32 protein-coding genes and 1 riboswitch are annotated in these 25,420 nt (G+C 64.4%); of the genes, 10 read left to right on the forward strand and 22 right to left on the reverse strand.

All coding sequences use genetic code 11. From position 1 onward, the window contains the following. Nucleotides 1–137: 137 nt before the first annotated feature. The 8 genes from crcB (P9254_RS16555) to P9254_RS16590 form a co-directional block, all read right to left on the reverse strand. On the reverse strand, nt 138–566 hold the full coding sequence (crcB, locus tag P9254_RS16555) for a fluoride efflux transporter CrcB (protein WP_095800046.1): 429 nt from the start codon (nt 564–566) through the stop codon (nt 138–140). A 5-nt stretch (nt 567–571) separates the two neighbouring features. Further along, nucleotides 572–964, reverse strand: coding sequence for a fluoride efflux transporter CrcB (crcB, locus tag P9254_RS16560; protein WP_095800321.1), 393 nt, complete (start codon nt 962–964; stop codon nt 572–574). 97 nt (nt 965–1,061) lie between these two features. Next, nucleotides 1,062–1,135: riboswitch (Fluoride riboswitch) on the reverse strand. A gap of 208 nt (nt 1,136–1,343) precedes the next feature. Continuing rightward, nucleotides 1,344–1,760, reverse strand: coding sequence for a YbaY family lipoprotein (locus P9254_RS16565; RefSeq protein ID WP_095800047.1), 417 nt, complete (start codon nt 1,758–1,760; stop codon nt 1,344–1,346). A gap of 218 nt (nt 1,761–1,978) precedes the next feature. Beyond that, the gene (locus tag P9254_RS16570; RefSeq protein WP_278056486.1) at nt 1,979–2,458 is read right to left on the reverse strand and encodes a molybdenum cofactor biosynthesis protein MoaE; all 480 of its coding nucleotides are present in this window, start codon (nt 2,456–2,458) and stop codon (nt 1,979–1,981) included. A gap of 1 nt (nt 2,459) precedes the next feature. Further along, on the reverse strand, nt 2,460–2,717 hold the full coding sequence (moaD, locus tag P9254_RS16575) for a molybdopterin converting factor subunit 1 (protein WP_067330385.1): 258 nt from the start codon (nt 2,715–2,717) through the stop codon (nt 2,460–2,462). A 1-nt stretch (nt 2,718) separates the two neighbouring features. Further along, entirely contained in the window at nt 2,719–3,315 is a 597-nt protein-coding gene (gene pgsA, locus P9254_RS16580) for a CDP-diacylglycerol--glycerol-3-phosphate 3-phosphatidyltransferase (protein ID WP_067330383.1), read from the reverse strand. A gap of 104 nt (nt 3,316–3,419) precedes the next feature. After that, nucleotides 3,420–5,504, reverse strand: coding sequence for an excinuclease ABC subunit UvrC (gene uvrC / locus P9254_RS16585; protein WP_278056485.1), 2,085 nt, complete (start codon nt 5,502–5,504; stop codon nt 3,420–3,422). Beyond that, on the reverse strand, nt 5,501–6,265 hold the full coding sequence (locus P9254_RS16590; protein WP_095800049.1) for an SDR family oxidoreductase: 765 nt from the start codon (nt 6,263–6,265) through the stop codon (nt 5,501–5,503). Before P9254_RS16590 ends, uvrC begins: the two co-directional genes overlap by 4 nt. 412 nt (nt 6,266–6,677) lie before the next feature. On the opposite strand from P9254_RS16590, the gene P9254_RS16595 reads away from it, so the two are divergent. Further along, nucleotides 6,678–7,334, forward strand: coding sequence for an outer membrane protein (locus P9254_RS16595; RefSeq protein ID WP_067330375.1), 657 nt, complete (start codon nt 6,678–6,680; stop codon nt 7,332–7,334). A gap of 93 nt (nt 7,335–7,427) precedes the next feature. On the opposite strand, the gene P9254_RS16600 is transcribed toward P9254_RS16595, so the two are convergent. The 5 genes from P9254_RS16600 to P9254_RS16620 all read right to left on the reverse strand — a co-directional run bounded on the left by P9254_RS16600 (nt 7,428) and on the right by P9254_RS16620 (nt 10,191). After that, nucleotides 7,428–7,844 carry a GFA family protein gene (locus P9254_RS16600; protein ID WP_278056484.1) on the reverse strand — a complete coding sequence of 139 codons (417 nt, stop codon included), beginning with the start codon at nt 7,842–7,844 and terminating at the stop codon, nt 7,428–7,430. 76 nt (nt 7,845–7,920) lie between these two features. Continuing rightward, nucleotides 7,921–8,304 (reverse strand): TfoX/Sxy family protein, encoded by a 384-nt coding sequence (locus P9254_RS16605; RefSeq protein WP_278056483.1) that lies wholly within the window; start codon nt 8,302–8,304, stop codon nt 7,921–7,923. Nucleotides 8,305–8,415: 111 nt separating this feature from the next. Further along, nucleotides 8,416–9,012 (reverse strand): glutathione S-transferase, encoded by a 597-nt coding sequence (locus tag P9254_RS16610; protein WP_095800053.1) that lies wholly within the window; start codon nt 9,010–9,012, stop codon nt 8,416–8,418. A gap of 120 nt (nt 9,013–9,132) precedes the next feature. After that, nucleotides 9,133–9,591 (reverse strand): GNAT family N-acetyltransferase, encoded by a 459-nt coding sequence (locus P9254_RS16615; protein ID WP_336619655.1) that lies wholly within the window; start codon nt 9,589–9,591, stop codon nt 9,133–9,135. Between the two features lie 249 nt (nt 9,592–9,840). Continuing rightward, complete coding sequence (locus tag P9254_RS16620) at nt 9,841–10,191, reverse strand: hypothetical protein (RefSeq protein WP_066995775.1); 351 nt, start codon at nt 10,189–10,191, stop codon at nt 9,841–9,843. Nucleotides 10,192–10,297: 106 nt separating this feature from the next. Here P9254_RS16620 and P9254_RS16625 point away from each other — a divergent pair, with 106 nt between their 5' ends. Beyond that, nucleotides 10,298–10,861, forward strand: a complete 564-nt coding sequence (locus P9254_RS16625) for a hypothetical protein (RefSeq protein ID WP_278056482.1) — start codon at nt 10,298–10,300, stop codon at nt 10,859–10,861. Nucleotides 10,862–10,929: 68 nt separating this feature from the next. Beyond that, nucleotides 10,930–11,523: a TetR/AcrR family transcriptional regulator gene (locus P9254_RS16630; RefSeq protein ID WP_067330364.1), complete on the forward strand. Its 594-nt coding sequence runs from the start codon at nt 10,930–10,932 to the stop codon at nt 11,521–11,523. Nucleotides 11,524–11,543: 20 nt separating this feature from the next. Here P9254_RS16630 and P9254_RS16635 read toward each other — a convergent pair whose 3' ends face one another. From P9254_RS16635 to P9254_RS16655, 5 genes are all read right to left on the reverse strand, one after another. Next, nucleotides 11,544–12,380: a DMT family transporter gene (locus P9254_RS16635; protein WP_278056481.1), complete on the reverse strand. Its 837-nt coding sequence runs from the start codon at nt 12,378–12,380 to the stop codon at nt 11,544–11,546. After that, nucleotides 12,377–12,955, reverse strand: a complete 579-nt coding sequence (locus P9254_RS16640; protein ID WP_127847260.1) for a TetR/AcrR family transcriptional regulator — start codon at nt 12,953–12,955, stop codon at nt 12,377–12,379. The genes P9254_RS16635 and P9254_RS16640 overlap by 4 nt, the downstream gene beginning before the upstream one ends. Before the next feature lie 201 nt (nt 12,956–13,156). Then, nucleotides 13,157–13,609 (reverse strand): hypothetical protein, encoded by a 453-nt coding sequence (locus tag P9254_RS16645; protein WP_278056480.1) that lies wholly within the window; start codon nt 13,607–13,609, stop codon nt 13,157–13,159. 110 nt (nt 13,610–13,719) lie between these two features. After that, a complete protein-coding gene (locus P9254_RS16650; protein ID WP_278056479.1) occupies nt 13,720–14,082 on the reverse strand; it encodes a DoxX family protein in 363 nt (120 codons plus the stop codon). Between the two features lie 25 nt (nt 14,083–14,107). Then, on the reverse strand, nt 14,108–14,530 hold the full coding sequence (locus tag P9254_RS16655; protein ID WP_278056478.1) for a VOC family protein: 423 nt from the start codon (nt 14,528–14,530) through the stop codon (nt 14,108–14,110). Nucleotides 14,531–14,711: 181 nt separating this feature from the next. Between P9254_RS16655 and P9254_RS16660 the strand changes: the two genes are divergently transcribed. Beyond that, nucleotides 14,712–15,467: an AraC family transcriptional regulator gene (locus P9254_RS16660; protein ID WP_127847261.1), complete on the forward strand. Its 756-nt coding sequence runs from the start codon at nt 14,712–14,714 to the stop codon at nt 15,465–15,467. A gap of 24 nt (nt 15,468–15,491) precedes the next feature. Here the strand turns inward: P9254_RS16660 and P9254_RS16665 are convergent, their stop codons facing one another. Genes P9254_RS16665 through P9254_RS16675 form a run of 3 tightly spaced genes read right to left on the reverse strand, consistent with a single transcriptional unit; the run spans nt 15,492 to nt 17,628 of the window. Further along, a complete protein-coding gene (locus P9254_RS16665; RefSeq protein ID WP_095823630.1) occupies nt 15,492–16,340 on the reverse strand; it encodes a 23S rRNA (adenine(2030)-N(6))-methyltransferase RlmJ in 849 nt (282 codons plus the stop codon). Nucleotides 16,341–16,347: 7 nt separating this feature from the next. Then, the gene (locus P9254_RS16670) at nt 16,348–16,971 is read right to left on the reverse strand and encodes a hypothetical protein (protein ID WP_127217365.1); all 624 of its coding nucleotides are present in this window, start codon (nt 16,969–16,971) and stop codon (nt 16,348–16,350) included. Nucleotides 16,972–16,983: 12 nt separating this feature from the next. After that, nucleotides 16,984–17,628 carry a TetR/AcrR family transcriptional regulator gene (locus tag P9254_RS16675; protein ID WP_245457309.1) on the reverse strand — a complete coding sequence of 215 codons (645 nt, stop codon included), beginning with the start codon at nt 17,626–17,628 and terminating at the stop codon, nt 16,984–16,986. Between the two features lie 136 nt (nt 17,629–17,764). Between P9254_RS16675 and P9254_RS16680 the strand changes: the two genes are divergently transcribed. From P9254_RS16680 to galE, 3 genes are all read left to right on the forward strand, one after another. Beyond that, nucleotides 17,765–18,232, forward strand: coding sequence for a carboxymuconolactone decarboxylase family protein (locus P9254_RS16680; RefSeq protein WP_278056476.1), 468 nt, complete (start codon nt 17,765–17,767; stop codon nt 18,230–18,232). 796 nt (nt 18,233–19,028) lie between these two features. Then, nucleotides 19,029–20,090 carry a UDP-glucuronic acid decarboxylase family protein gene (locus P9254_RS16685; RefSeq protein ID WP_127324484.1) on the forward strand — a complete coding sequence of 354 codons (1,062 nt, stop codon included), beginning with the start codon at nt 19,029–19,031 and terminating at the stop codon, nt 20,088–20,090. Next, the gene (galE, locus tag P9254_RS16690; RefSeq protein ID WP_278103894.1) at nt 20,090–21,223 is read left to right on the forward strand and encodes a UDP-glucose 4-epimerase GalE; all 1,134 of its coding nucleotides are present in this window, start codon (nt 20,090–20,092) and stop codon (nt 21,221–21,223) included. Before P9254_RS16685 ends, galE begins: the two co-directional genes overlap by 1 nt. A 192-nt stretch (nt 21,224–21,415) precedes the next feature. Here the strand turns inward: galE and P9254_RS16695 are convergent, their stop codons facing one another. Next, nucleotides 21,416–21,883 (reverse strand): DUF995 domain-containing protein, encoded by a 468-nt coding sequence (locus tag P9254_RS16695; RefSeq protein WP_278056752.1) that lies wholly within the window; start codon nt 21,881–21,883, stop codon nt 21,416–21,418. Nucleotides 21,884–22,396: 513 nt separating this feature from the next. On the opposite strand from P9254_RS16695, the gene P9254_RS16700 reads away from it, so the two are divergent. From P9254_RS16700 to P9254_RS16710, 3 genes are read left to right on the forward strand one after another with little or no spacing between them, the layout of a single operon-like run. After that, on the forward strand, nt 22,397–23,314 hold the full coding sequence (locus tag P9254_RS16700; protein ID WP_278056471.1) for a lysylphosphatidylglycerol synthase domain-containing protein: 918 nt from the start codon (nt 22,397–22,399) through the stop codon (nt 23,312–23,314). A 5-nt stretch (nt 23,315–23,319) separates the two neighbouring features. Next, a complete protein-coding gene (locus P9254_RS16705; RefSeq protein WP_066995901.1) occupies nt 23,320–24,396 on the forward strand; it encodes a glycosyltransferase family 2 protein in 1,077 nt (358 codons plus the stop codon). A 31-nt stretch (nt 24,397–24,427) separates the two neighbouring features. Continuing rightward, nucleotides 24,428–25,411, forward strand: a complete 984-nt coding sequence (locus tag P9254_RS16710) for an NAD-dependent epimerase/dehydratase family protein (protein ID WP_278056470.1) — start codon at nt 24,428–24,430, stop codon at nt 25,409–25,411. Nucleotides 25,412–25,420: the final 9 nt, after the last annotated feature.

The following is a 25,420-nucleotide window of genomic DNA, read 5'->3' on the forward strand; positions in this document are numbered from 1 at the left end:
GGTCCCAGCAATGAAGGCGGCTCTCGGGCCGCCTTTTTGTTTGAGCGGGCCGGCCGTGCAGGCTTTAGGAACGGGCGATGCCCGCGGCTGCGCCGAGGCCTCCGAGCCGGCGAGAAGTGCCATGGTCTCCTCCCTGATCACCTGGTGATCGGCAAGCGGTTGAACCTGGCCGCCATGAGATAGCCGAGCCAGGCCGACGCAAGCGACAGCACCACCACACTGACAAGATAGGTCGCCGCAAGGCCGAGGTCGCCCTCGAGAAGCAGGATGAAGGTGTCGAGGCTCATCGAGGAAAAGGTGGTGAGACCGCCGCAGAAGCCGCCGGTCACGAACTGGCGGCCGGCCGGGCCGACCATCAAGCGTCCATCCGGCCGGGTCAGCGTGGAAAAGAACATGATGACCCAGGAGCCGACGACGTTGACGAACGCCGTTGCAAGCAGCGCGCTCCAGCCCAGCAGCGAGACGACGACGTAGCCGCATAAAAAGCGCGCCAGCGAACCGATAGCCGCGCCGCAGCCGACCGCCAGATAAAGCGGCAGGGCTGTCTGTCTATCGTTTCCAAACATGCGCCCTACCCCGCCATCCGCACGACGGTCCAAAAGCCGAAGGCGACGGCAAGCACGCAAAGCGCCGCCGAAGCCACGATGTTGAAGGCGGCGAGCCGCCGCTCGCCGTCGAGCGCGAGGTTGAGCGTCTGTAGGCAAAAGGACGAAACCGTGGTGTAGCCGCCGAACAGACCAACCACGATCAGGTCGCGCACGAGCTCGGCGGAAAAGATGCCCCCGACGGCCCGCGCCGCGCCGGCGAAGGCGCCGATGGCAAGCGCGCCGGAGACGTTGACCACCAGCGTGCCCCAGGGAAAGGTCTCGCCGACGCTGCGGCCGACAAGGCCCGACAGGAAGAAGCGGGAAACACCGCCGAGGAAGCCGCCGATCAGGACCAGGGCGCAGGCCGCAAGGCTCATCGCTTCTTTGCCTTTCCACAAAGCGATTCCTCGCGGGAATCGCGCCATCAAGACAGGCGTGTGCGAGCGGAAAAAGAAATCCTGCCGCGCGAAAGCACGCCTGGCAGGAGTCATCAGCCCAGATGCGAAAAGCTCGGGCGGTTTCGGGGGAACCCCATCCCCATTTGACGAGGGAAACTAGGTGGTCGCGGGGTCGCGGTCAATCGGGGCCACTATGGTTGCGACGCGCTTCTTCGCGCCCCGTTAACATTTGCCGAATCCGTTATGGTGGCGGACGCGGTGGCGGACGAGAGACCGGAACTCCCGGGGCTGACGCAGAAGCGGCCGCGATCCCTCGTCTCTATGCGTTTCCGGCGTGTCGGAAATTTTGCGAACCAGGCTACGACGTGACCTTCTTCAGCACGATGGTCTGCGGCTTGCCGTCCAGCGGATCGACCTGGTGGCGAGTGTCGGTGAGGAAGATCAGCCGGTCATCGACCGTTATGCGGGCCTGCAGCGCGTAGGCCCTGCCGGGCTGGATTGCCTTGGGATCGAAGCCGATCTCGAATTTGATCGGCACCTGGCCGGCCACGACGATCTTGCGCTGGCCGACGAGCGTCGCCGGCGCGCCGGCCAGCGAGATGTCGGCGAGTTCGACCGAAAGCACGGCATTGGGCGGCAGCGCGATGCGCTCGCGATAGGTCACCTCGCCGGCAATCGTCTTTTCGGCGGCACTGGTGAACTCCGGCACGGCAAGCACGCCGACCACCAGCGGCACAAGGCCGAAGATGAAAAATTCCGCGATCCTGTCCAGCATAAGATTGCTCCCGCCCAGCAAATCAAACCGATTTGCAAGGTCGGGAAGGATTGCGGTCGTTCGATGGCCTTGGGGAGGAAATTCGCCGGCTTGTCCCTCAGGCGGATTGCCAACCGAAATTGCGAAGAGCAGTTCGGGGCGACCCTCTTCTCCCCAAGGGGAGAAGGTGCCGCGAAGCGCGCCGGATGGGGCGATCGCCAAGGCAATGCCGTCCTGGCTTACTTGTCCGGGGTCTTCCAACGATCCGCGGCTTCGTCGTCGGCTTCCTTGGCCTCGACCCAGCCGCCTTCGGAGCCGTCGGCACGGTGCTCCTTCTTCCAGAAGGGCGCGCGCGACTTCAGGTAATCCATCAGGAAATTCGCCGCCTCGAAGGCCGCCTGGCGATGCGCGGAGGCCGCGACCACCAGCACGATGTTTTCGCCCGGCGCGATTTTTCCATGGCGGTGGACGACAGTGAGCCCCTGCAGCGGCCAACGCCCGATGGCCTCAGTGGCGATGCGGCCGATCTCGGCCTCGGCCATGCCGGGATAGTGCTCGAGCTCGAGGGCGGCGAGCGCGCCTTGCTCGTCACGGCAGAGGCCGGAGAAGGTGACCACGGCGCCGATGTCGGCACGGCCTTCGGTCAGCGCGGCAATCTCGGCGGCGACGTCGAAATCCTCCCGCTGGACGCGGACGGCCGGCACGACCGTGCTCGCCATCTCAGCCCCCGGTCATCGGCGGAAACAGCGCGATCTCGCGCGCGCCCGCGATTTTCTCGCGGTGGCCGACATGTTCCTGGTTGATGGCGACGCGGATGACGTCCGGATATTGCAGCGCGTTTTCGTATTCCTCGCCGCGCGACTTCAGCCAGCGCAACAGGTCGGCGACGGTCTCGACGCCGGCGGGCAGCTCGACATGCTCTTCCGGCTTGCCGATCCGCTCGCGCACCCAGGCGAAATAGATGAGCTTGGTCGACATCTCACTCGTCCATGATGTGTTTCAGGCCGGCCCGGAAATAGTCGTAGCCGGTGTAGAGGGTGACAAGTGCCGCGATCCACAAGAGCACCAGGCCGATTTGGGTGGTCAGCGGGAAGATCTTGTCGCCGGCCGGGCCGACGAGCAGGAAGGCGATGGCGACCATCTGGATGGTCGTCTTCCATTTGGCGAGTTGGGTCACCGGAACCGAGACCTTCAGCGCGGCCAAATATTCGCGCAGGCCCGAGACAAGAATCTCGCGGCACAGGATGATGATCGCTGCCCATAGCGACCAACCGGCAATGCCGGCATGGCGGTCGGTGTCGGCGGCGAGCAAGAGCAGGCAGGTGGCGACCAGGAGCTTGTCGGCGATCGGGTCCAGCATCTTGCCGATGTTGGAGGTCTGCTGCCAGGCGCGCGCGAAATAGCCGTCGAAATAGTCGGTGATGGAGGCGAGCAGGAAGATGGCGAGCGCCGACCAGCGGGCAAAGTCGGAGGACTTCAGATGGCCTTCGAGAAAAAAGCACAGCACCACCAGCGGCACCGCGATGATGCGGGCGTAGGTGAGGATGTTCGGCAGGTTGAAAGCGCGCTGGGCCATATCTGATCGGGATCTCTCTCCGCCTGCCTACTCAAATCAGAAGCCAATGTGGGGGGTCAACAGGCGAGATTCGATTGGTCAACCCAAAATAGGCGCAAGAATGGTCAGCTGTCATGAAAATGGTTGTAGACCAGCTTCGCCACGTGCTCGGAAATGCCATCGACCTTGACTAGGTCCTCGACCGCGGCGCGGCTGACCGCCTTGGCGGTGCCGAAATGGTGAAGCAGCGCCCGCTTGCGGCCTGGGCCGATGCCGACGATCTCGTCGAGCGGGCTCTTGACCATCTCCTTCTTGCGGCGGGCGCGGTGCGAGCCGATGGCGAAGCGATGCACCTCGTCGCGCAGGCGCTGGACGAAATAGAGCACCGGGTCGCGCACCGGCAGCGTGAAAGAGTCCCTGCCCTTGACGAAGAAGCGCTCGCGCCCGGCGTCGCGGTCCTGGCCCTTGGCGATGCCGATGGCGACGACCCGGTCCTCGATGCCGAGATCGGACAGGATCTTGCGCACCGCCGTCATTTGCCCCTGGCCGCCGTCGATCAGGATGACGTCCGGCCATGCCGGGAAGCTGCCGATTCCCTCGACAAGATCCTCGGCCGCATCGTCCTCGGCCTCCGCGCCCGCTCCGATTGAAGGCTGGACGTCGCCGTGCTCCCTGAGCAGCCGCGAGAAGCGGCGCTCCATCACCTCGCGCATCATGCCGAAATCGTCACCGGGCGTGATCTCGGTCGAGCGGATGTTGAACTTTCGGTACTGGTTCTTCACAAAACCTTCCGGCCCGGCGACGACCATGGCGCCAACCGCATTGGTGCCCATGATGTGCGAATTGTCGTAGACCTCGATGCGCACTGGCGGCCTTGCGAGGCCGAAGGTCTCGGCAAAGCCTTGCAATAGCCGCGCCTGCGTCGACGTTTCCGCCAGCCTGCGGCCGAGCGCCTCACGCGCGTTCTGCAGCGCGTGATCGGTGAGATCCTTCTTCTCGCCGCGCTGCGGCACCGAGATCGCTATCCTGCGCCCGGCGCGGGTTGACAGCGCCTCGGCGAGCAGCTCCTGCTCCTGCACCGGCTGGGAGAGAAGCAGCGTACGCGCCGGCAGCTTGTCGTCATAGAACTGCGCCAGGAACGAGCCCAGCACCTCGGCCGGCTCCAGCGCCGGATCGGCCTTGGGAAAATAGGCGCGGTTGCCCCAGTTCTGGCCGGTGCGGAAGAAGAACACCTGGATGCAGGTCTGGCCGCCTTCCTGGTGGATGGCAAAGACATCCGCCTCTTCCACAGTCTGCGGGTTGATGCCCTGATGCGCCTGCACATGCGACAGCGCCGCCAGGCGATCCCGGTAGATAGCGGCCCGCTCGAAGTCGAGCTCTTCGGAGGCTTGTTGCATGGCGGCCGAGATCTCGGTCTTCACCTTCTGGCTGCGGCCGGAGAGAAAATCCTTCGCCTCGGCAACCAGCTCGGCATAGCCCCGATGCGATATCTCGCCGGTGCAGGGACCGGCGCAACGCTTGATCTGGTAGAGCAGGCAGGGCCGCGTGCGGTTCTCGTAGAAGGAATCCGTGCAGCTTCGCAGCAGGAAGGCGCGCTGCAGCGAATTGATGGTGCGCCCGACCGCGCCGGCGGAAGCGAAGGGCCCAAAATAGTCGCCCCTGCGCGAGCGCGCGCCGCGATGCTTATAGATACCGGGCGAGACATGGTCGCCGGTAAGCAGGATGTAAGGGAACGACTTGTCGTCCCGCATCAGCACGTTGAAGCGGGGCCTCAGCCGCTTGATGAGGTTGGCCTCGAGCAGCAGCGCCTCGATCTCGGTGCGGGTGACGACGAATTCCATCGTCGCCGTCTCGCGCACCATGCGGCCGATGCGGGCGGTGTGGAAGCGCCCCTGCGCATAGTTGGTGACGCGCTTCTTCAGGCTGCGCGCCTTGCCGACATAGAGCACGTCGCCGGCGGCGTTCATCATTCGGTAGACGCCCGGCTGGTTGGGCAGCCGCTTGACCAAAGTCTGGATCACCTCGGCGCCGACCATGCCGTCGGCGTCGCCGGCATGCGGCGTCCAGTCGATCGCGGTGAAAGCGACGTCGGGACCGGCGGCAACCGCCTCCGGCTCGACGATTTCCTCCGACGCCTCGTCCTCGATGTCGAGATCGGGCGGCAAATCATCGGCGGCGCCGAGGGGGCTGTGTTTATGGGCAGGACTCATTCCACCATGCCTGTCACATCGGGCGTCTGCCATGCAAGATGCTGGCCGCCGTCGAGCGCGATCATCTGGCCGGTGACGGAGCGCGCCTCCCAGAGATAGCGGATGGTGGCGCCGAATTCCGGTAATTGTGGGCCGCGCTTCAGAATCAGCCCTTCGACCTGCCTGCCGAAATCTTCGTCGTCCTGGCGCTTGTTCTTCAGTGTCGGGCCGGGGCCGATGGCATTGACGCGAATGCGCGGCCCCAGCGCCTGCGCCAGCATCTGGGTCTGCGTCCACAGGGCCGATTTCGACAGCGCGTAAGAGAAATAGCGCGGCGTCGGCCGCCAGACACGCTGGTCGATGACGTTGACGATCAGTCCCTCCGCGCCTTCCGGCAAGGCCCGAGCAAAGTTCTGCGCCAGCAGCGCCGGCGTCTTCAGATGAATGGCGAAGTGGCGGTCCCAGGCCTGCCAGTCGAAATCCTCGACACGGTCGTCGACGAACAAGGAGGCGTTGTTGACGAGGAGCGTGACCGGGCCAAGGGCAGCTTCGGAGCGGCCGACCAGATCGCCGACGGCTTTCATATCGGTGAGGTCGGCGGCGAGCACGGCGGCACGGCCGCCCTGGTTCCTGATGCGGCTGGCCAGCGCCTCGGCCTCGGCTCCGGAACGATTGGCATGGATGGCCACGTCAAAGCCATGCGCGGCAAGGTCCTCGACGATCGCCTTGCCGATCCTTTTCGCTCCACCCGTCACCAGCACCACGCCAAAGGCTTCTTTCATGTCGTCAATCCTCTATCGGCTTCACGATTCCGGGAAGCCGGCACAATATGACGGGCCAAGCGTTAAATGCCATTTCTACCTGGGGCAGGAATGTGGCGAAGCGGCCCGTACGCACGCTGCCGACCCGGATTGCGGAAGTTTCATAATGCAATATAGGTCCCCGAACCCCTTGAACCAAGCGGTGTGCAGCGCAACATGACTAGCGTGCTGACATTCGCTGTTGCGAAGATGCAACGTCACCTTTTGGCCTCATTCGCGCCAGGGAATTACCCAAGTTCAGGTTCGCTTCAGCCGTATTTCAGCACGACATTTGGAACCGTTGAACGCCAGGCCCGTTTATCCCCCCGGACGGGCCGGGGGCATTCATGAACATAAAAAGCCTCGTGTCTTGTGGCTTAAGGAGTAAACAACAATGCAAGCTAATCTCAAGTTTGCGCGGCCGCTGGCGGTTGCGCTCGGGCTCTTCGCCCTCGGTGGTACCGCTTATGCCGCAGACGCCGTCACCGAAGAGCCGCCGGCACCGGCCCCGGTCGCCGAACTCCCCGTCGCTTCCTGGGCCGGCCCCTATGCCGGTATCAGCCTCGGCTACGGCTTCAGCGGCCATGCCGACGCCCGCGACGCCGGCGTCAATGTGAAGACCAAGGGCTTCATCGGCGGCGTCTTCGGCGGCTACCAGTGGCAGCAGGACAACTTCGTCTACGGCGCTGAAGCCGATCTCGGTTACAATGGCGTCAAGGGCGACAGCGCGGGCATCAATGCGAAGGGCGGCCTCGAAGGCTCGCTGCGCGCTCGCCTCGGCTATTCCGTGACCCCGGAAATCCTGCTCTATGGCACCGGCGGTCTTGCCGCCAAGAACCAGAAGATCACTGATAGCGTCACCGCCACCGACGAGAGCAAGGCGATGCTGGGCTGGACGGCCGGTGTCGGCACCGACATCAAGATCACCGACAACGTGTTCGGTCGCGTTGAATACCGCTACACCGACTACGGCGACAAGGACTTCGGCGCCCTCGGCAACGTCAAGTCGAAGGACAACCGAGTCACTTTCGGCGTCGGTATGAAGTTCTAAGTCGTCCAAGCCACGACACGGAAAAAGCCGGGCCGCGCGCCCGGCTTTTTTTGTGGCTCGCGTTGCCGCAGGCCGACACGTTTGGCCGCGCCTTCAGCGCAATCCGGTGGATGGCGCCTGCTGGAAATCCTCATGGGCTGAAATCGACTGCAGTTGGTCGAGCCAATTCGCGCGCGAGCGCGTGAAGACCTGGGCGTCCGGACGGTAGTCGGCCGGGTCGGTCATGGTCGCGGCGTGAACGTGGATCTCGTCGGGCCATCTGTCGGAGCGGAAGTAGAGCCTGGTGCCGCAGGACGGGCAGAACCCGCGAAAGGTGTTCGGGCTGCTTTCATAGTGCCTGATGACGCCGGCCCAGTTCAGCTGCTCCGGCCTCATGCCCAGGAAAGCAGTGAAGGGAGCGGACGTGGCGCGCTGGCAATCGGCGCAGTGACAGACAAGGTTTCGCGTGAGCTCCCCGGAATAGATCCAGATGACCGCGCCGCACATGCAACGTCCCGCCAGAGATGCCATCGCTTCCTCCGCCGACTGCGTGCCCGGGCCGACCTCGCCTACACCGCCGATGTGAAGGATAGGCCGCGCGATCTGTTCAGGCTGGCCGCTTTGCGACCTTGGCCGGTTTGCCCTTCGGCGGCAGTGTCTCGACGAAAGCCAGCGCACGATCGATCCACTCGGCGAGATCTGCCTCGGTTGCAGTGCCTTCCGGCGCGACATGGACATAGCCTTCCATGGAACGCCCGCCCATTTCCATCGGCCGCGCATGGGGCCGTGCGGCTGCGGCCGCGTGCCCGTCCTTGCCGACACGCACAAGCAAACCGCGCTTCGATGTGCCGATCAGCATATTGCCGTTGATCATGAAGCAGGTGCCGCCGAACATTTTCTGTTCCGTGAAAGCGCGCCGGCCAAGGGCCGCGCGCAGGCGCTCGACCATCGGATCGGGAGTGGTGCTGCTCTTGGTGACTGCCTTCGCCATGCTCAGCCCTCCGCGATTTGCGCGGCATCAGGCAAGCATGGAAGTGGGTCGAGGTTCAAGATGGGCGCGCGAACCGCCAGTCTCCTCGCTCATTGGGGAGATCAGCAGTCCTCACCCCGGCACGCAGCCCTTCAGTTCCGGAAACTTTTCGTCGAAGCGCGCGGCCCAACGTGTAAGCCGGCCGCGGCCCTTTTCCCACTGGCCGCCGAAACGCAGCGCGAGATAGCCGAGGGTGGCACGCAGCGCCAGCTGGCCGGCGGTGATCTTCTTGGGCAGTTTCGGCGGGTTGGCGTTGAGCAGGTCGAGCGCGGCGGTGATCTTCGCCCACTGACGGTCGAGCCAGGGCTGATAGACCATGGCGTCGGGGCGCGTGCGCCGCTCATAGACCATCGACAGCGCGCAGTCGCAGATGCCGTCGGCCAACGCCTCCAGCACCTCGGCCTCGAGCCGCTTGTCGGGGTTGCGCGGGAACAGCACGTTCTTCGACAGCCGGTTGAGATGCTGGGTGATCGCCCGGCTGTCGTGGATCGTGCGGCCGTCCTCCAGCACCAGCACCGGGATCTTGCCCAGCGGATTGGCCGAGATCAGCTCCGCCGGCTTGTCCTCCGTCTTGACCGGCACGAGGTCGATGGCGATGCCGGCATAGGCGGCGGCCATGCGGACCTTCGAACTATAGGGAGAGGTGGAGGCGTAGAGCAGCTTCGGCATGGATCGGTTCCTGATTGTCCGCGCGCACTGTTGACCGAATGCTCTTGCCAGAGCAACGGCCAGCGTCGCCAAAACCTACCGCCAGTTGGCCGCACCTTGTTCGAGCGGCGCGTGCCGCCGCTACTTCAGGGACCGCTCCATGATGATGGTTCGTTCGTCGTCGTGGAAGCAGTCCCGGAGCGCGCGGAAGCCAAGTCTGAAATAAAATCGCTCCGCGGTGACCGAGGACGGCACCGTCAGCACCGTCGCGCCGTTTGCCCGCGCTGCTTCCTCGATCTCCAGCATCAGCCGGCTGCCGACGCCGCGTCCCTGAAATTCAGGATCGACGAACACAGATCGAACCGTTGTTCCGTCCAGGCCCGCGGTACCGACAATTTTGTCGCCGCAAACGGCGACAAAGACTTGGCGCTTCTTGAAAAGTTGCAGCACGGCAGAGGGGCTGAAGCTCTGCTCAACGCGGGCGATGATTTCCGGCCCGTAATCCCTGGCGTTGTTTTTCCGCAGAGCGGCAACAATGACCCGGCTTACCGCTTCGGCATCGCCCTCGCCTGCCCGTCGAATTCCAAGCCACAAAGCCATGATCAGCCCTTTCTACCTGATTGACGTGCGGCAGCAGCCGACATCGCCCGGACCAGAACGGATCGTGACGATGCGAGCCGGCCGCGCAATAAAAAAGCTCCCGGAAGTTTGCCCAGCGGCAAATTTCCAGGAGCTTTCAGGACAGGCCATTGCCGATCCACTTCGCCCGCTGTCACGCCGAACTGGCGAGAGGGGCGCCTCGACGGCACCCACCCTCGCCTGTTCAGGCTCGCGAGCGAAGTTACGCGATTACTTCTTGGCCGGCGCCTTCTTGGCAGGCGCTGCCTTCTTCACGGCTGCCGTCGACTTGGCGGCTGCTGCTTTCATCGGCGCCTTGGCGGCGGGCTTGGCCGCTGCCTTCGCTGCCGGCTTCTTGGCGGCGGGCTTCGCTGCCGCCTTCGCGGCGGGCTTGGCTGCCGCCTTCGCGGCCGGCTTAGCCGCAGCCTTCGCCGCAGGCTTTGCCGCTGCCTTGGCCGGAGCCTTGGCTGCTGCCTTCGGTGCCGCTGCCTTCTTCGCTGCTGCAGGTTTCGCGGCAGCCTTCGGTGCCGCTTTCTTTGCCGGCGCTTTCGCCGCCGGCGCCTTGGTTGTCGTCTTTGCCATGCGATGCCCCTTGCGTTTTGCCCAAGGTCGTGAGTGACCCGGCGTGCTCATGCATATCTGACTCGCGGCTATCTAGCCAGCGAAGCAACACAATGAATTTCAGTTATTGAATTTTGGTTACGCAAGACGCGTTGACAAGGGCATCGGCGAAAAAAACGACAGAGAATCTTTGCCCGTCGAAGTGAAATTGCGCCGTCGAGAATTCCCGATGCTCTCTATCGCCGGATCATCCAGACATCTTGATGCCGCGCAGAGCGTAGAATGTGAGCGTGTTGCTCATAATGGACAACGCACACCAAACAAAGCACCTCATCTTGTCCAGCGGAAAGATTTACAAGTCAAGGCGGAGCAGAACCGAACCGGCGAAGGGGCAAAGCTTGCGCGGCAAAAAGCGAGCTTACAGCTCACATTCAAAAAACTGCCGCTGGAGAGCTTGATCCGCTCAGGCTCCACTGCAGACGGCGTGAGGACTCCGCCGTTCCATGCTCCTCGCAAGTTCCGAGGGGAGAAAACCGTTGCGCACAGTCCTGGAATTGCTGTTCTTCCTGGTCGCAATTCCGGACGGAAACCGCTTCGCACTTTTCCTGGAATTGCTGTTCTTCCTTGGTTGCAATTCCGGACGGAAAACCGCTTCGCACTTTTCCTGGAATTGCTCTCAGGCCAAATGTGAGTATTCTGGTTATATTCTCGGGAGGCAGGTTGGGGATGTCTACTCGCATTGCAAAGCCAGCCCCGCGCATGCGCAAGGAGCCGCGCCAGGCGCGCTCGGTCGCCACCGTCGAGGCGATAATCGAAGCAGGTGCCCGCGTTCTAAGCGAGATCGGCTGGGCGGGCTTCAGCACCAACAAGGTGGCCGAGACCGCGGGCGTGAGCATCGGGTCGCTCTATCAATATTTCCCCGACAAGCTTGCGCTGGTCGACGCCATCCGACGCCGCCACTTCGACCATGTGCTGTCCGTCATTCGCGAAGCCGCGGCCGAGGAGAAGCCGCTCAGGCAATTCGCGCGCGAGCTGGTGCGCGGCATGATCGCCGCGCACAGCATTCACCCGACGCTGCATCAGGTGCTACTCGACGAGACGCCGGGCGACCGCGGCTCGCGCGCCGCGCATGCCTCGTTCCAAGCCCGCTATCTCGAGCACTATGCGGCGGCCGTCGCGCAATACCGCCGGCGCCTGAAGAATACCGAGACCGTGGCGCGCGTGCTCTCCTCCGCCGTCGAGGGCGTGATCCACAATGCGGCGCGCCGCAACATGCTCGATGCGCCGGAGCTGCAGAAGCAGCTCGGCGAGCTGATCTGCGCCTATCTGTCCGGCCAGGGCGCGCGAGCGTGACCAGCGCGATACCGACGCCGTCAGGGTCGATAGCCGAGGCAGATCGCGCCCAGCGCGACGACGACACAGGCTCCGATACGGAGCGGCGTCAACTGCTCGCCGAGGAAGAAGCGGCCAATGAAGGCCGCGAAGACGACGCTGGTCTCGCGGATGGCGGTGATCGGCCCGGCTGGCCCCTGCGCGAAGGCGGCGACCACCGCGCCATAGGCCAGCAGCGCGAATAGGCCGCCGCTCAAGGCCTTGCGTGTTTCCGGCGCACGCAGGTCGACAATGAGCCTGCCGCGCAGGCCGACGAAAGCCGCCGGCAGCAGGGCACCGTAGATCAGCAGCACCCAGGCGGTGTAGGCGGCGCTGTCGCCGGCGACGCGCACGCCGATCGCGTCGACCGTCGCATAGGCCGCGATGATGACGCCGGTGGCCAACGCGTAGAGGATCGATGTCACTGAGGCCCTGCCCCGCCCGACTGACAGACCCATAATGCCGCAGGCGACCAGCGCGACGCCGATGAGTTCCGGCGCGGCGAGCCGCTGGCCGGCCAGCAGGAAGCCGCCGAGCGCCACCAGCAGCGGCACGCTGCCGCGCACGATCGGATAAACCTGCCCGAGCTCGCCATAGCGGTAGGCGGCAACCAGGAACACGCTGTAGCCGACCTGAAGGACGGCCGACAGCACGACATAGGGCCAGGCAGCCGCAGCCGGCAGCGGATGGAAGAGCGCCAGGACAATAGCAGCGGCAGTGCTCGAGAAGCTCATGACCGTGACCGTCCACAGCCTGTCGGCCCCGGTCCGTAGGAAGGCGTTCCAGCTGGCATGCAAAATGGCCGCGGACAGCGCGAGCCCGACGACCGTCGCGTTCATTGGGGGCCCCGCGCGCCGGCGAGGATGGCGGAAGCCGCCTTGCGCGCATTGGCGATGGCGGCATCAGCCTCCCCCAACTGGGCCATCAGCGTCGCGCCCTCGATCAGCATCAGCAGCGCCGTGGCGACGCCCTCGGCCCGCTCCGGCGGCATCTCTTCTTCCAGGATAGCGCGCAGGCGCGCCCGCAAACCCTTCTTCTGGCGGCTGGCTGCCTTGAACACCGGATGATCGGGATCGCCGAACTCGGCGAGCGCGTGCGCGAACAGGCAGCCGTGGAAAGCCGGATCGCGAAACCAGCGTTCGTGCCAGTCCAGTATCGTGAAGATCTTCGCTTCCGCCGTGTCCAACGACGCGGCCAGCCGGTCGAGCTGGCGTTCGAAACGCGCCGCGCGGTGCTCTAGCACCGCGACGATCAGGTCGTCCTTCGCCGGGAAGTGGCGGTACATCGTCATCTTGGCGATGTCGGCCTCGGCGATAATGCGATCGATGCCGGTGGCGTGGAAGCCGTCGCGCTTGAACAGCGAATACGCGGTGTCGACGACATGCTGGCGTTTGGCGGAGGGCGATGAGGGCATTCTGCTGCCTGGTGATGAGACAGGTCTGTCTCTTTTAGGCGGCAGTTCGACAGTTGTCAATCGGCAGCCGATTAGCCGATTTGCTTTCCGGCGATGGCCGGCAAGCTCACAATATTCGCGATGGGACTGATTCCGTCGACGGGCCGAACGGAGTGGCCTGCGACCTGAAGCCCGCAGACCGGGGAATGGATCGGCGGCTTCTTATCGAAGCACGCGGCAGCGGCCGTTATAAACCATCCAGCGGTCGAAGCCGGAGACGCAGAACTCGACATTGTCGCCGATCGAGGCGAAGCCCTGGCCTTCCTCGATCAGGTAGAAGATCGAGCGGTCGCGGCCGTCCGACAGGCTGACGGTGGCGCGGCAATAGTGCCGGCCGATCGGCCATCTCTCGCTCGACGGCAGATAACGATGCAGGCGGATGTTATGGAAATCGGTGATCGCGACATCCGGCAGGTGCGGCACATGATGAACCTGATAGCTGAAGCGATCGGTGATCTTGCTCAGCACCCAGGCCTCGGCGCAGACGCTGCCGTCATCCTCGGTTAAAACGGCAAGGTCGGCAGCCTGCGCTGCCTGGGTGAAACCAAGCGACGTGCCAAGCGGCGTCAGAAGCGAAATCAGCGCGGCAAGGGCGGAACGGGCGAAGCGAGTCATGACAGCCTCTCAAGGTCGGTTGCGCGCACTGTGCGGATTCGCTTGGCGGCGGTCAAGCGGTTGTGAAGACAATGGTTTCCCAAATCATCGTTCCAGATGCGGTCCGGCTGTCAGACGGTTCCCGCCACCAGCAGTCCGCCGACGACGGCCAGGTTGATCAGCAAGGCGTTGCGCAGCACCTGCCGCTCCGGCTCTTCGGACTCCCAGAAGCGCAGCAGCGCGACGTTCGTCGACAGCGTGAACAGGACAAGCGCGCCGGCGGCGAAAGGCACGGCACGGCCGAGCGCAAGCATCAGGCCGGCGACGACTTCGAGGGCTGAGCCGGCTGCCAGCATGACAGCGGGAGCCGGAAACTTCCGGCTCGCCAGATAGTCGCACATAGCCTTGAATTTCAGGAAGTGCTCGATGCCGGCGAAGACGAACACGCCGCCGATGAGAAGCGCGCCTATCGCCTGAACGGTATCGATCGACATGTCGACCTCCTGCCAGGCTTCCGGGTCAATCCTTCGGGATGAAAGCGGGGTTGTAGACGACTTCCCAGAGATGATCGTCGGGATCCTGGAAATAGCCGGCATAGCCGCCCCAGAAGGCCTTTTGCGCCGGCTTGGCCACGCGCGCGCCGGCCTTGACGGCCTCGGCCATCGCGGCGTCGACCTCGGCCGCGCTCGACACGTTGTGGCCGATGGTGAACTCGGTCGGACTGCGGCTGCTCTGCGGCACGGTGGCGTCGAGGGCGATGCTCGCGCGCTCGAAGATCGCGAATTTCAAGCCGCCGGCAAGCTCGAAGAAGGCGACGGCGCCGTGCTCGAACTCGCGGCCGATGATGCCTTCGGTCGGCAGGCCCAGGCCGTCGCGGTAGAATTTGAGCGACGCCTCCAGATCGTCGACGCCAAGGGTGAAGACGGTGATGCGAGCTTTCATTTCTCTCACTCCCTTCTATATTCGTCACCACATCCGCGACCGGATGCGGCGCGGTGAAGGCGCTGGACGCGCCAAGAGGCTGCATCCGTTTTGCCACGGCGGAAGCGACCCGCATTGAAGATTTCGGCCAAAATGGCCGAAGCGGACCCGCCAGAGCACGCCGAAGCAGATCGGAGAAGATATGGAAGCGGTCCTGGCGCAGACCACCGGCTTCTTTCGGGAACGGCCCGCCCCGGGAGGCCTGGCCGGCGCCTTCTCCGCCGTCTGGGTGCATCGCATGGCGAAGCAGGACGTCCCCCCAATCGTCGTCACGCCGGACGCGACGATCGATCTGCAATGGATCGAAGGTCGCTTCCGCGTGGCCGGACCGGACAAGGAGCCGCAGATCGAGCGCCTTTCCCCCGGGTCGGTGATCATCGGCTTCCGCTTCCGGCCGGGCGCGGCCGCCGGGTGGCTCGGCGTGCCGGCCGGCGAAATCGTCGGCGGGCGGCTGAGCCTCCAGGACTTATGGGGTACGCGTGCCCGCGAACTGTCGGATCGCGTCAAGCGCGCGCCCGACCTCGCCGGCATGGTGCGGCAGTTGGAAAATGAAGTCGGCGCGCATACAGAGGGGCGCGATGCGCTCGATGCGCTGATGGGCAGGGCCTTCGACCTCATTGATGAAGGCCTGTCGCCGGAGATGCCGCTGGTTCCCTGTCTGCTCAACCGCCTCAACATGAGCGAGCGGACGCTGCGCCGGCGTTTCGAGGACGCTTTCGGCTATGGTCCGAAGACGCTCGACCGCATCCTGCGCTTCCACCGCTTCCGGCGCCTGCAGCGACGGCATAGCGATGGCTCGACCGCGCTGCTCGCCATCGAGGCCGGCTATGCCGACCAGGCGCATCTGATCCGCGAAACTCGGCGGCTGACCGGCGTGACACCCTCGGCGCTGGCGTAGCTCAATCTTCGGCTGGTCCCGGTCTCACTCACCGGCCAGCCATTCGATCGTCCAGCGCGACGGCTGTTCGACGGCAAGCGCTCCATGCAAGGCCGGCAGCATCACCCGCAATTCGGCCTCCAGCGTGAAGGGCGGGTTCACCACCACAAGGCCGCTGCCGTCGAGGCTCGGTTCGCTCGAGGCAGGCCGGATCTCGAAGCCGATGTCGAGCAGTTTTGGAATGCCTGTCTCCTTCAGCGCGGCGCGGAAGGCGGCGACCGCCTTGCGATCCTTGATCGGATACCAGAGCGCGTAGATGCCGCCCGGCCAGCGCCGGTGCGCTCGGCGCAGGTTCTCGACGAGACGCTGGAACTCGCCCTCCTCCTCGAAGGGCGGATCGACAAGCACGAGCCCGCGCTTTTCCTTCGGCGGCAGATGCGAGCCGAGCGCCATCCAGCCATCGAGCTCGATCACCCTGGTCTGGAAGTCGCCGGCGAAGACGGCTTTGAGCCGCGCAGCGTCCTCGGAATGCAACTCGATCGCCGTAAGCCGATCCTGCTTGCGCAGGAGATGGCGCACGATCAGCGGTGAGCCGGGATAGCGGCGGAGACCGCAGTCGGGATTTTCCAAGCGCACCGCTTCCAGATAGGGCTGAAGCAGCGCGGCCGTCCGAGGCTCGAGCGCGGCCTCGGACACCCGGCCGATGCCGCCCTGCCATTCACCCGTCTTGCCGGCCTCCACCGACGCGAGATCGTAGCGGCCGATGCCGGCGTGAGTGTCGATAACGCGAAAGGCCTTGTCCTTCTGCTTCAGATACTCGACCAGCCGGCTGAGCACCGCGTGCTTGACGACATCGGCGAAATTGCCGGCGTGGTAGGCGTGGCGATAATTCATGCCGCCTTCACCTTTGCGAACCGCCGCGGCCCCAGCGCGGCGGCGGGGGCTGCGAGTTGGGATTCTGCGGCGGCTTGTTGCCGCGCCCAAAGACCAGCGAAAGCACCAGTCCAGCCAAGCCGACTCCCATCAGCGTGTAACCGGCCGGCTGCGCGCGTTCGTCGACCGAGCCGGTGCCCGCACGCAAGATCAGGTCGACGGCGCGCATGTCGATCCCGTCCGCATCGCCCGGACCGACAGTGAAGACGTAAGCGCCCGGCGTGACCGTCTCTATCACACCGGCCTCGTCGCGAAAGATCTTGTCGGGCAGCTGCGGGCTCACCTGGCGTGGATTGTCGGTGTGGTTGAAGGAGAGCGTCGAGGCGAGCGCCGTGCGGCCGCCGCTTGCCGCGGTCAGCGTCAGCACCGTGTGCTGCTGCGAGGCGACGCGCTCGGCACGCGCGGTGAGGTCGACCAGCACGCGGACAGGCGCGTCGCGCGCAGCGAGCCGTACGGTCGCCGGCCGGAAGCGGCCGCCCTCGTAGACCCGCCAGGTGCCGATCGCATGGCCGGAGAAATTGCTCATCGCCCAGGGATAGAAGATCCCGATGGCAGCGCCGGCGATGAGGACAAGAACCGAGAGGAAGCGCATTGAGAGCCCTGGTTAGAGTTTCTTGCGGGCGCGATCGCCACTTTTGGCGGCCTCGTCCCGGGCAGCGTCGCGAATCCGCTCCATCTCGTCCAGAAACATCTCCAGGCCAAGCTCGAAAGTCTTGTCGAAACCGCTTGTGCCAAAATAAGCCGCGGCCGTCACGACACTGGGATAGTCGCGCGCCAATTCTTCGTCGCTGACCGTGGTGACCGCCGACGGCCCCTTGGCGTAGCCGGCGGTCTCGTCGAGGATCGCGCCCATCAGATAATAACCGGCGGCGCGGAACAGACGGGCGCTGAGCTCAGGTCCGAAGCCGCCATCCTCGAACAGGCCGATGATGGCGTTCAACTTGGCGAGGCAGGGCGGCGAGTTCATGCGATAGACGACGATGAACGGCGCGAAGGCCGGATGCTCCGTCGCCACACGCCGGAATTCCTGCATACCGATGCGCGCCCGCTCACGCCAAGGAAGGCTGTCATCGGGGATCACGAGCCCGCTCATCTGGCGATCGACCAGCGCCTCGTAGAGATGCGCCTGCGAGGGAAAGTGATGGTAGATGCTCATCGCCTCGCAGCCGAGCCTGGCGGCGAGCTTGCGCATCGAGAAGCCGGAGAGCCCTTCCCGCTCGATTACCTCAAAGGCCGCGTCCTCGATCATCTCGCGGGACAATTTTCCGCGGGTTCGGATTTTCTTGCTCGGTGAGTCCATGGCGCCGCTTGACAACTTACACTGTAAGGTTCATGTTCCAAATCACCTTACACCGTAAGGCTAACAAAAACCAGAGGAGAACACCATGCCTGTCATTCGCATCATCTCAAGCGCGCACTCCTGCCTTCGCTCCGCCTCGCTGCTCGCCGCTATCGCGTTCACCGCGGCCTTGACCATGCCTGCCGGCGCCGACGACTATGACGCCGCCATCAAGGACATCCAGTCGACCATCGGGGGCGTACCCGGCTTCATGAAGCAGTTCCCGAAAGCCGGTCTGCCCGGCGCGTGGGCCGAGGTCAAGGCCATCGAGCTCAGCGACAAGACAGCGCTGCCGCCGAAGGTGAAGTCGCTGATCTCGCTGGCGGTCGCGGCGCAAATCCCCTGCAATTATTGTGTCTGGTCGGACACCGAGAACGCCAAACGCGCCGGCGCCACCGACGAGGAGATCCAGGAGGCAGTCGCCTTGGCCGCCTTGACCCGCCACTGGAGCACCATCTTCAACGGCATGCAGGTCGACTTCGCCCAGTTCAAGAAGGAGATGGGCGGAGAATAGGGAGGGGCTATGAGGAGTAGAAACAGGAATGCACGGCGTCCAGCCGTCCAAACTGCGCTGCTCCTTGTGCTCCCCTTTTTGATGCATCTCAGAGTGGTGGCGATGCCGGGAGGCCATCTCGGCGTGCCGGACAGCACGGCTGCGGAGCCGTCGTCACCGCGGTCGCCTAGCGCCGATCAATTCGGAAAGCGCGTTTCGCAGACAGGGCCTGCGGGCTCGCCAGATCTACCTGTTGGCGAGCTAAGATATACTTGCGCAATTTTCTAGCCCGAAAGACCGGCCGCAAGAAATGCCAGAGCCCGAGAGACGGCGCCAGACGCGTTCCTTATTCTTCACCTTGAAGCCTTCCGCCCTAACGCTCGACGAGTTTTGCGAAGACCGCGGCACGCGGTGTTACCGCGGGAAAACCGGACGGAACCGCCCCTTTTATGACGCAAAAGGCGCGCCTGCCTACGCCTACAGTTAACCAACAGCAAAAGAGTAACGTTAACGAATCCCTAAATTAGTTGACTATGCGGCGCACAGGTATATCTTTCTATACGTTGGGTGTGCAATTTGGGCGAGCAGTCCGCGGTGGTGGCAACCATGTTCGTGGATCGCGACTTAGGGGCAAAGGGACGCTGAGCGGCAGCACATAAAGCCGTACGGCAACGACCCCGCTTACTCAGACAAAACACATCATGTTTCTGGCGACTCCGCGCATGCGGGGGGATCGCCATGATTTCACCTGGTCGGGCAACGCTGTTGCCCCGGCCCGGAACGATGATGCGTGGGTGTGTGCGAGTATGAGGTCGCCATGGGTAGGGTCATCAAGGTTCTGAAGCTGGACACCAAGCCGGGACGGAGGCGTGCCGATCAAGGACGCGCGCTGGTCGCCGGCGGAGCAGGATTTCTGGGTTCTCATCTGTGCCAAAGGCTGCTTGCCGATGGATATGAAGTCATCGCGCTGGACAATTTCCACACGGGCAAGCGCTACAACCTGTCAGCGATAGCGCGTGACGCGACTTTCACCTGCATCAGGCACGACATCGTCGAGGAACTGCCGACGGACCTTGCTGTCGACGAGATCTACAATCTCGCCTGCCCGGCTTCTCCGCCGCATTATCAGGCCGATCCGATCCACACCTTCAAGACCAGCGTGCTCGGCTCGATCAACCTTCTGGAGCTCGCGCGGCGACACAACGCCAAGATCTTCCAGGCGTCGACTTCGGAGGTCTATGGCGATCCGCTGGTGCATCCGCAGCCCGAAGGTTACTTCGGCAATGTCAACACGCACGGTCCGCGCTCCTGCTACGACGAGGGCAAGCGCTCGGCCGAGACGCTGTTCTTCGATTACTCACGGACATACGGCATCGATGTCCGCGTCGCGCGCATCTTCAACACCTATGGCCCTCGCATGCGGCCCGACGACGGCCGCGTGGTGTCGAACTTCATCGTCCAGGCGCTGCGCGGCGACGACATCACCGTCTACGGCAGCGGCGCGCAGACGCGCTCCTTCTGCTTCGTCGACGACCTGATCGAAGGCTTCGTGCGCCTGATGAACGCCGCCGTGGCCCCCCAGCACCCGGTCAATCTCGGCAACCCCGTCGAGTTCACCGTCATGGAATTGGCCGAGCTGGTCATCGACTATACGAATTCACGCTCGCGCATCGTGCACCGGCCGCTGCCGGTCGACGACCCCAGGCAGCGCAAGCCCGATATCTCGTTTGCCAGGCAGCATCTCGGCTGGGAGCCGAAGGTTGCGCTGAGCGAAGGCCTCGCCCACACCACTGCCTATTTCGACGCCGTCCTGGGCGGACGCCGGTTCATCGCCCCGCGCAGGGTCCAGGCATCAACCGCCAGGGAGGCAACGGCATGATGACCCGCCGCGCCGTTCTGGTGACGGGTGGCGCCGGCTTCATCGGTAGCCATGCCTGCAAGCTGCTGTCGGCGGCGGGCTACTTGCCGGTGGTCTACGACAATTTGAGCCGCGGCAACGAGAAAGCCGTCGCCTGGGGGCCGCTGGTCGTCGGCGACATCCGCGACCCCGAAGCGTTGCGGCGGGCGATCGAGACTCACAGACCACAGGCGATCATCCATTTCGCCGCCCTTGCCTATGTCGGCGAGTCGGTCAGCGCGCCGGCGGATTATTATGCGACCAATGTCGGCGGCACCATCGCCGTACTGGACGCCGCGCGGGCAAGCGGCATCGACAAGGTGATCTTTTCCTCGAGTTGCGCGACCTATGGCGTGCCGGAAGCATTGCCGGTGAGCGAGGCCTCGCCGCAGAAGCCGATCAGCCCCTATGGCCGCAGCAAGCTGATGGGCGAAGAAGTCATCAGGGACTATGCCGCTGCCTATGGAACGAGATACGCGATCCTTCGCTACTTCAACGCCTGCGGCGCCGATCCCGAAGGCGAGCTTGGCGAGTGGCATACACCCGAAACCCACCTCATTCCAAGGGTGCTGATGGCGGCGTCCGGCATGATCGAGGCGATCGAGGTCTTCGGCGCCGATTACGAGACGGCGGACGGCACATGCGTGCGCGACTACATCCACGTCAGCGACCTCGCGCGCGCGCATCTCATGGCATTGATGCATCTCGAGGCCGGCGGCGACAGCCTGTCCGTCAATCTCGGCACCGGCCGAGGCATCTCGATAAAGGAGATCCTCGAGGCCGTCGGCCGCGTCACCGGCCGGACGGTCCCGGTCGCCTATAAACCGCGCCGGCCCGGCGACCCGGCCGGGCTGTTCGCCGATCCCAGCCTAGCACAAGAGCAATTGGGCTTTGTGGCGGAACTTTCCGATCTAGACACCATCGTCAGGACGGCAGCGCCCTTCTTCGGGCTCCGACCGGCCCTGAAGCCGAAGGTTTTCAAAGCGTCCGCCGGCGTCTCGCGCGCGAAGCGCGCGCCGCGCGGCATGAACGCCGCGGAAAAACGCCAGCCTGCGCGGCTGGCAGTCGTCCCTGTGAGTACTGTGTCGGGGCGTGGGCTCGCTGAGCTGGGTTGACGGCTTGTCTCAGCGAGCCTCTTAGATTTGATACGCCGGGACAATTCCGAGCGGAAACTGCTAGAGCAATTCCAGGACGTGTGCAGCGGTTTTCCGTCCGGAAATTGCGTGAGCAAAGAGATAGAGCGGGTCGGCGTTTCCGTGAAACGGCCAGCCGCTCTAGGCATTTTCCTGGACGTGCGCCAGCAGCGACTAACTCTTGGGATCGACCAACTTGCGGGCCTTTTCGAAATCGACGCTCCTGGTATCGCCCGCCTGAATTTTCTTGAACTCGTCGGCCGAATTGTCCGAAGCGTGCCTGAAGCTGTACCACCGGCCATCCGGATCCCTCCGTTGCTGGACGGTCCCGTTCAGGACGCGATGGCTGAAACAGGTGCGGATCGGCTGTGCCGTATAGGCCGTGGACCGCCAGACGAGCTCCATGCACATCTTGCCATCATTGCTGAGATGCCATGTGCCTTCGGCGAAGGACGTTGAACCAGGCTTGGACGTCCAGGCACGCATGCGCCTGTCCTGGGCGAAATAGGCGGCTCCGTCCTCCCAGTTCCAGGTGCGGTCGGCATAGAACAACTGCAACTCAAATGCCGTCGGCGTGGTGCCTGCTTGTGCCGCTGCCGGAGACCCAGCGCCGCTTGCGTGAGCAACGCCGGACAGCGCCACTCCACCGCAGAAGAGCAGAAGCATCAGGTCCGCGCGCCGCGCAGAACGACGGCACCTCACGCTCCGCGCTGGTCTGGACGGCAATATTTTTCGAACTGCAGGAATGATGAGCGATAACATTTCGACGACGCCTTTCGATCTGGCGTCACTACCCAGATTGGGTATTCGATCCCAATGCGCAGCTACCGCCCCCACGTGATATTAACTGCCGCTCGAGGAATGGTGTCAACCTTCCCGTCGCAGCGAGCCAAGATCGCCCGCGGACGGTGATTGCGGCCGCGCCAAAGCTTGTGGATGGGCAAGCCGCTGGTTTATAGGATCGGCCGCTTATGATGGAGCAGAAACGTTGAACGGGCCGGCGACCACGGAAGGGCTCGGAATCTTGGCGCCTCGCCAGGCCATTGGAAGCCGGCAAGGGAGCCGGCGGCCTGGAGCGGTCCCCTTCCGTGCGCCCGATTTCGAAATCGAAGCAATTACCCGGAATGCGGCGGTCGGCGCCATTCGGAGAACTGGTTGAAAAGAGCATTCTCGATAATCGTCACACTGGCGCTGCTGGCCTGGCTTGCGGCAGACTCGCGCTGGAAGATGGTGGGCGACGCCTTCGCCAGCATCACGCCCGGCGCCTTCGCTGCGGTGACGCTGGCGCTGTTCGTCACTTATGTGCTGCGCGCGCTGCGGGTCTGCGACGAGTTCCGCGACGAGGTGAACGGCCGCTTCGGCGCCTGCCTGCGCGTCATCCTGATTCACAACGCCATGATCAACGTGGTGCCGTTCCGCGGCGGCGAGACCGCCTTCCCGCTGCTGTTGCGGCAGGTGTTCGGCATCTCGATCGTGCGCGCCGGCGCTTCGCTCCTGTGGTTCAGGCTGCAGGACGCCTTCGTCGTCGGTGTGCTCGCCTGCCTGGTGTGGCCCGGTCTTCACCCGGCCCTCAGGGCCGCGGGCATCGCGGCGCTGATTGCCGCCGCCTGGTATCTGCCGCGCTGGGCGCGCGCGCCGCATGACTGGGCCGGGCGCGGCAGCATCGTGTCGAAGCTCGGCAAGCTGCGCGATATCTTCACCGAGGCCACGGGCCGCTCCCGCTACGGCTGGTGGTGGACGGTCGCCAACTGGACGCTGAAGCTTGCCGTGCAGGGATGGCTGCTCGCCATGCTGCTCGGCACCTCCTTCCAGACTGCCTTTCCCGGCGCCGTCGGCGCCGAGGCCGCCGCCATCCTGCCGGTGCAGGGTGTCGCCGGTTTCGGTACCTATGAGGCGGGCGCGGCAGCGGCGCTGCTTTATTCCGGCATCGCCATGAAGGACGGGCTGCAGGCGGCGCTGGCGCTGCATCTGTTCATCCTCTGCTCGGCCGTTGCCACCGGTGCGATCGCCTGGCTGTTTCCCTCGAAATCGACGCTGCCGGAGACGCCGGCTACGGGACCCGCAAGGAAATGACCGCCATGGACATGCTTCCCATTCCTCAGTCGGGGCTGCCTGCCGGTGCCGTCATGCCCGAGCACCAGCTTTCCATCGTCATCCCGATGTATAACGAGGCCGACAACGTCGAGCCGCTGATCGTGCGTATCCACCAGGCGATGGAGAACTACAGCCAGCCCTGGGAAGTGGTGCTGGTGGACGACGGCAGCACCGACGCCACGCCGAATGAAATTCGCCGCCTGGCGGCCGAATACGGTGCGCATGTGCACGCTGTGGAGCTGGTGCGCAACTTCAAGCAGACGGCGGCCATGCAGGCCGGCCTCGACGCTGCCCGCGGCGATGTCATAGCGACGCTCGACGGCGACCTGCAGAACGATCCGTTCGACATACCGCGCATGGTCTATCGACTGCTGACCGAGGACCTCGACCTCGTCGCCGGCTGGCGCAAGAACCGTCAGGAGGGTTTCTGGATGCGCCGGCTGCCGTCACGCATCGCCAACTCGCTGATCGCGCGCGTCACCGGGGTGCGGCTGAAGGACTATGGCTGCAGCCTCAAAGTGTTCCGCGGCAGCGTCATCCGCAGCGTCAGGCTCTATGGCGAAATGCACCGCTTCATCCCGGCCTGGCTGGCGACGGTGACGACGCCGCGCCGCATCGCCCAGGAGGTGGTGACGCATCACGCCCGCATCCACGGCCAGTCGAAATACGGCATCTCGCGCACCTTCCGCGTGGTGCTCGACCTGGTCTTCATGTTCTTCTTCATGCGCTACCGCACCAGGCCCGGCCATTTCTTCGGCGGCATCGGCATCGTGTTCGGCGTGCTCGGCTCGCTGATCCTTGCCTACCTGTTCAGCTTGAAGGTGTTTTTCGGACAGGACATTGGAACGCGCCCGATGCTGTTCACCGGCTTCTTCCTGGTCATCGCCGGCCTGCAGATGGTAACGTCGGGCGTACTCGCCGAGATGCTGTCGCGCGTCTATCTCGAGGCCAATGTTTCGCTCGCCTATGTGGCGCGCCCGCAGCCCGCGCCTGGCGAAGGTGATGGCTGGCGTTGGCCGAGCCCGCCGGCGCAAGCCAAGAAAGCCCCGAGACGGAAATGATCCCGCCCCTACCCTCATCCGAGGTCCGCGCATGACCATCCTTGTGACCGGAGCCGCCGGCTTCATCGGCAGCCATGTCTGCGAGCGCCTGCTCGCCCGCGGCGACGCCGTTGTCGGCGTCGACAGCATGAACGCCTACTACGACCCGGCATTGAAGGCGGCACGGCTCGCCAGGCTTTCCGGCCGGCACGGATTTTCGTTCCGCCAACTCGACATAGCCGAGCCGGGCGCGCTGGCGGCGAACCTCGAGGGAACGCTGCTGAGCGGCATCGTGCATCTCGGCGCCCAGGCGGGCGTGCGCTATTCGCTCGAAAATCCGCGCGCCTATATCCACGCCAACATCGCCGGCCACCTGGAGGTGCTGGAGCTCTGCCGTGCATCGCCCGAGATCAAGCATCTGGTCTATGCCTCGTCGAGCTCGGTCTATGGCGGCAACACCAAGGTGCCGTTCGTGGAAAGCGACCGCGTCGACAATCCGGTGTCGATCTACGCGGCGACCAAGAAGGCGGACGAGCTGATCAGCTCGACCTATTCGCATCTCTTTGGGCTGCCGCAGACGGGCCTGCGCTTCTTCACCGTCTATGGCCCCTGGGGTCGACCGGACATGGCGGCCTGGATCTTCACCGAGGCGATGCTCTCCGGCAAGCCGATCCGCGTCTTCAACCATGGCGAGATGTGGCGCGATTTCACCTATGTCGACGACGTTGTCGAGGGCGTGATTGCGGTTCTCGACAAGCCGCCGGCGGCCGGCCGCGAGCGCCACCGCATCTACAACATCGGCAACAGCCAGCCGGTGCATCTCGGCCGCTTCATCGAGACGCTGGAAGGGCTGCTCGGCGTGAAGGCCATCCGTGAGGATCTGCCCATGCAGCCCGGCGATGTCGAGAAGACCTTTGCCGACACCAGCGCGCTAGAGCGCGACATGGGCTTCAAGCCGAAAGTGCCGATCGAGGAAGGACTGGCGAAATTCGTCGACTGGTACCGGCGGGAATGGCGGCCGGAGGGCAAGCTGTAAAGCGAAGCG

It is taken from the genome of Mesorhizobium sp. WSM4983 (assembly GCF_029625765.1).
Taxonomy (GTDB): domain Bacteria; phylum Pseudomonadota; class Alphaproteobacteria; order Rhizobiales; family Rhizobiaceae; genus Mesorhizobium.

Coding starts and splice junctions, on each gene's coding strand:
- P9254_RS16675 (WP_245457309.1), bottom strand. CDS start 17,628: ATGATCGAGGACGCGGCCTTTGAGGTAATCGAGCGGGAAGGGCTCTCC.
- P9254_RS16710 (WP_278056470.1), top strand. CDS start 24,428: ATGACCATCCTTGTGACCGGAGCCGCCGGCTTCATCGGCAGCCATGTC.
- P9254_RS16615 (WP_336619655.1), bottom strand. CDS start 9,591: ATGGCTTTGTGGCTTGGAATTCGACGGGCAGGCGAGGGCGATGCCGAA.
- P9254_RS16590 (WP_095800049.1), bottom strand. CDS start 6,265: ATGAAAGAAGCCTTTGGCGTGGTGCTGGTGACGGGTGGAGCGAAAAGG.
- galE (WP_278103894.1), top strand. CDS start 20,090: ATGACCCGCCGCGCCGTTCTGGTGACGGGTGGCGCCGGCTTCATCGGT.
- P9254_RS16670 (WP_127217365.1), bottom strand. CDS start 16,971: ATGCGCTTCCTCTCGGTTCTTGTCCTCATCGCCGGCGCTGCCATCGGG.
- P9254_RS16680 (WP_278056476.1), top strand. CDS start 17,765: ATGCCTGTCATTCGCATCATCTCAAGCGCGCACTCCTGCCTTCGCTCC.
- P9254_RS16635 (WP_278056481.1), bottom strand. CDS start 12,380: ATGAACGCGACGGTCGTCGGGCTCGCGCTGTCCGCGGCCATTTTGCAT.
- uvrC (WP_278056485.1), bottom strand. CDS start 5,504: ATGAGTCCTGCCCATAAACACAGCCCCCTCGGCGCCGCCGATGATTTG.
- P9254_RS16600 (WP_278056484.1), bottom strand. CDS start 7,844: ATGGCATCTCTGGCGGGACGTTGCATGTGCGGCGCGGTCATCTGGATC.
- P9254_RS16605 (WP_278056483.1), bottom strand. CDS start 8,304: ATGGCGAAGGCAGTCACCAAGAGCAGCACCACTCCCGATCCGATGGTC.
- P9254_RS16705 (WP_066995901.1), top strand. CDS start 23,320: ATGGACATGCTTCCCATTCCTCAGTCGGGGCTGCCTGCCGGTGCCGTC.
- P9254_RS16685 (WP_127324484.1), top strand. CDS start 19,029: ATGGGTAGGGTCATCAAGGTTCTGAAGCTGGACACCAAGCCGGGACGG.
- pgsA (WP_067330383.1), bottom strand. CDS start 3,315: ATGGCCCAGCGCGCTTTCAACCTGCCGAACATCCTCACCTACGCCCGC.
- P9254_RS16570 (WP_278056486.1), bottom strand. CDS start 2,458: ATGGCGAGCACGGTCGTGCCGGCCGTCCGCGTCCAGCGGGAGGATTTC.
- moaD (WP_067330385.1), bottom strand. CDS start 2,717: ATGTCGACCAAGCTCATCTATTTCGCCTGGGTGCGCGAGCGGATCGGC.
- crcB (WP_095800321.1), bottom strand. CDS start 964: ATGAGCCTTGCGGCCTGCGCCCTGGTCCTGATCGGCGGCTTCCTCGGC.
- crcB (WP_095800046.1), bottom strand. CDS start 566: ATGTTTGGAAACGATAGACAGACAGCCCTGCCGCTTTATCTGGCGGTC.
- P9254_RS16650 (WP_278056479.1), bottom strand. CDS start 14,082: ATGTCGATCGATACCGTTCAGGCGATAGGCGCGCTTCTCATCGGCGGC.
- P9254_RS16655 (WP_278056478.1), bottom strand. CDS start 14,530: ATGAAAGCTCGCATCACCGTCTTCACCCTTGGCGTCGACGATCTGGAG.
- P9254_RS16665 (WP_095823630.1), bottom strand. CDS start 16,340: ATGAATTATCGCCACGCCTACCACGCCGGCAATTTCGCCGATGTCGTC.
- P9254_RS16565 (WP_095800047.1), bottom strand. CDS start 1,760: ATGCTGGACAGGATCGCGGAATTTTTCATCTTCGGCCTTGTGCCGCTG.
- P9254_RS16620 (WP_066995775.1), bottom strand. CDS start 10,191: ATGGCAAAGACGACAACCAAGGCGCCGGCGGCGAAAGCGCCGGCAAAG.
- P9254_RS16630 (WP_067330364.1), top strand. CDS start 10,930: ATGCGCAAGGAGCCGCGCCAGGCGCGCTCGGTCGCCACCGTCGAGGCG.
- P9254_RS16645 (WP_278056480.1), bottom strand. CDS start 13,609: ATGACTCGCTTCGCCCGTTCCGCCCTTGCCGCGCTGATTTCGCTTCTG.
- P9254_RS16610 (WP_095800053.1), bottom strand. CDS start 9,012: ATGCCGAAGCTGCTCTACGCCTCCACCTCTCCCTATAGTTCGAAGGTC.
- P9254_RS16640 (WP_127847260.1), bottom strand. CDS start 12,955: ATGCCCTCATCGCCCTCCGCCAAACGCCAGCATGTCGTCGACACCGCG.
- P9254_RS16660 (WP_127847261.1), top strand. CDS start 14,712: ATGGAAGCGGTCCTGGCGCAGACCACCGGCTTCTTTCGGGAACGGCCC.
- P9254_RS16595 (WP_067330375.1), top strand. CDS start 6,678: ATGCAAGCTAATCTCAAGTTTGCGCGGCCGCTGGCGGTTGCGCTCGGG.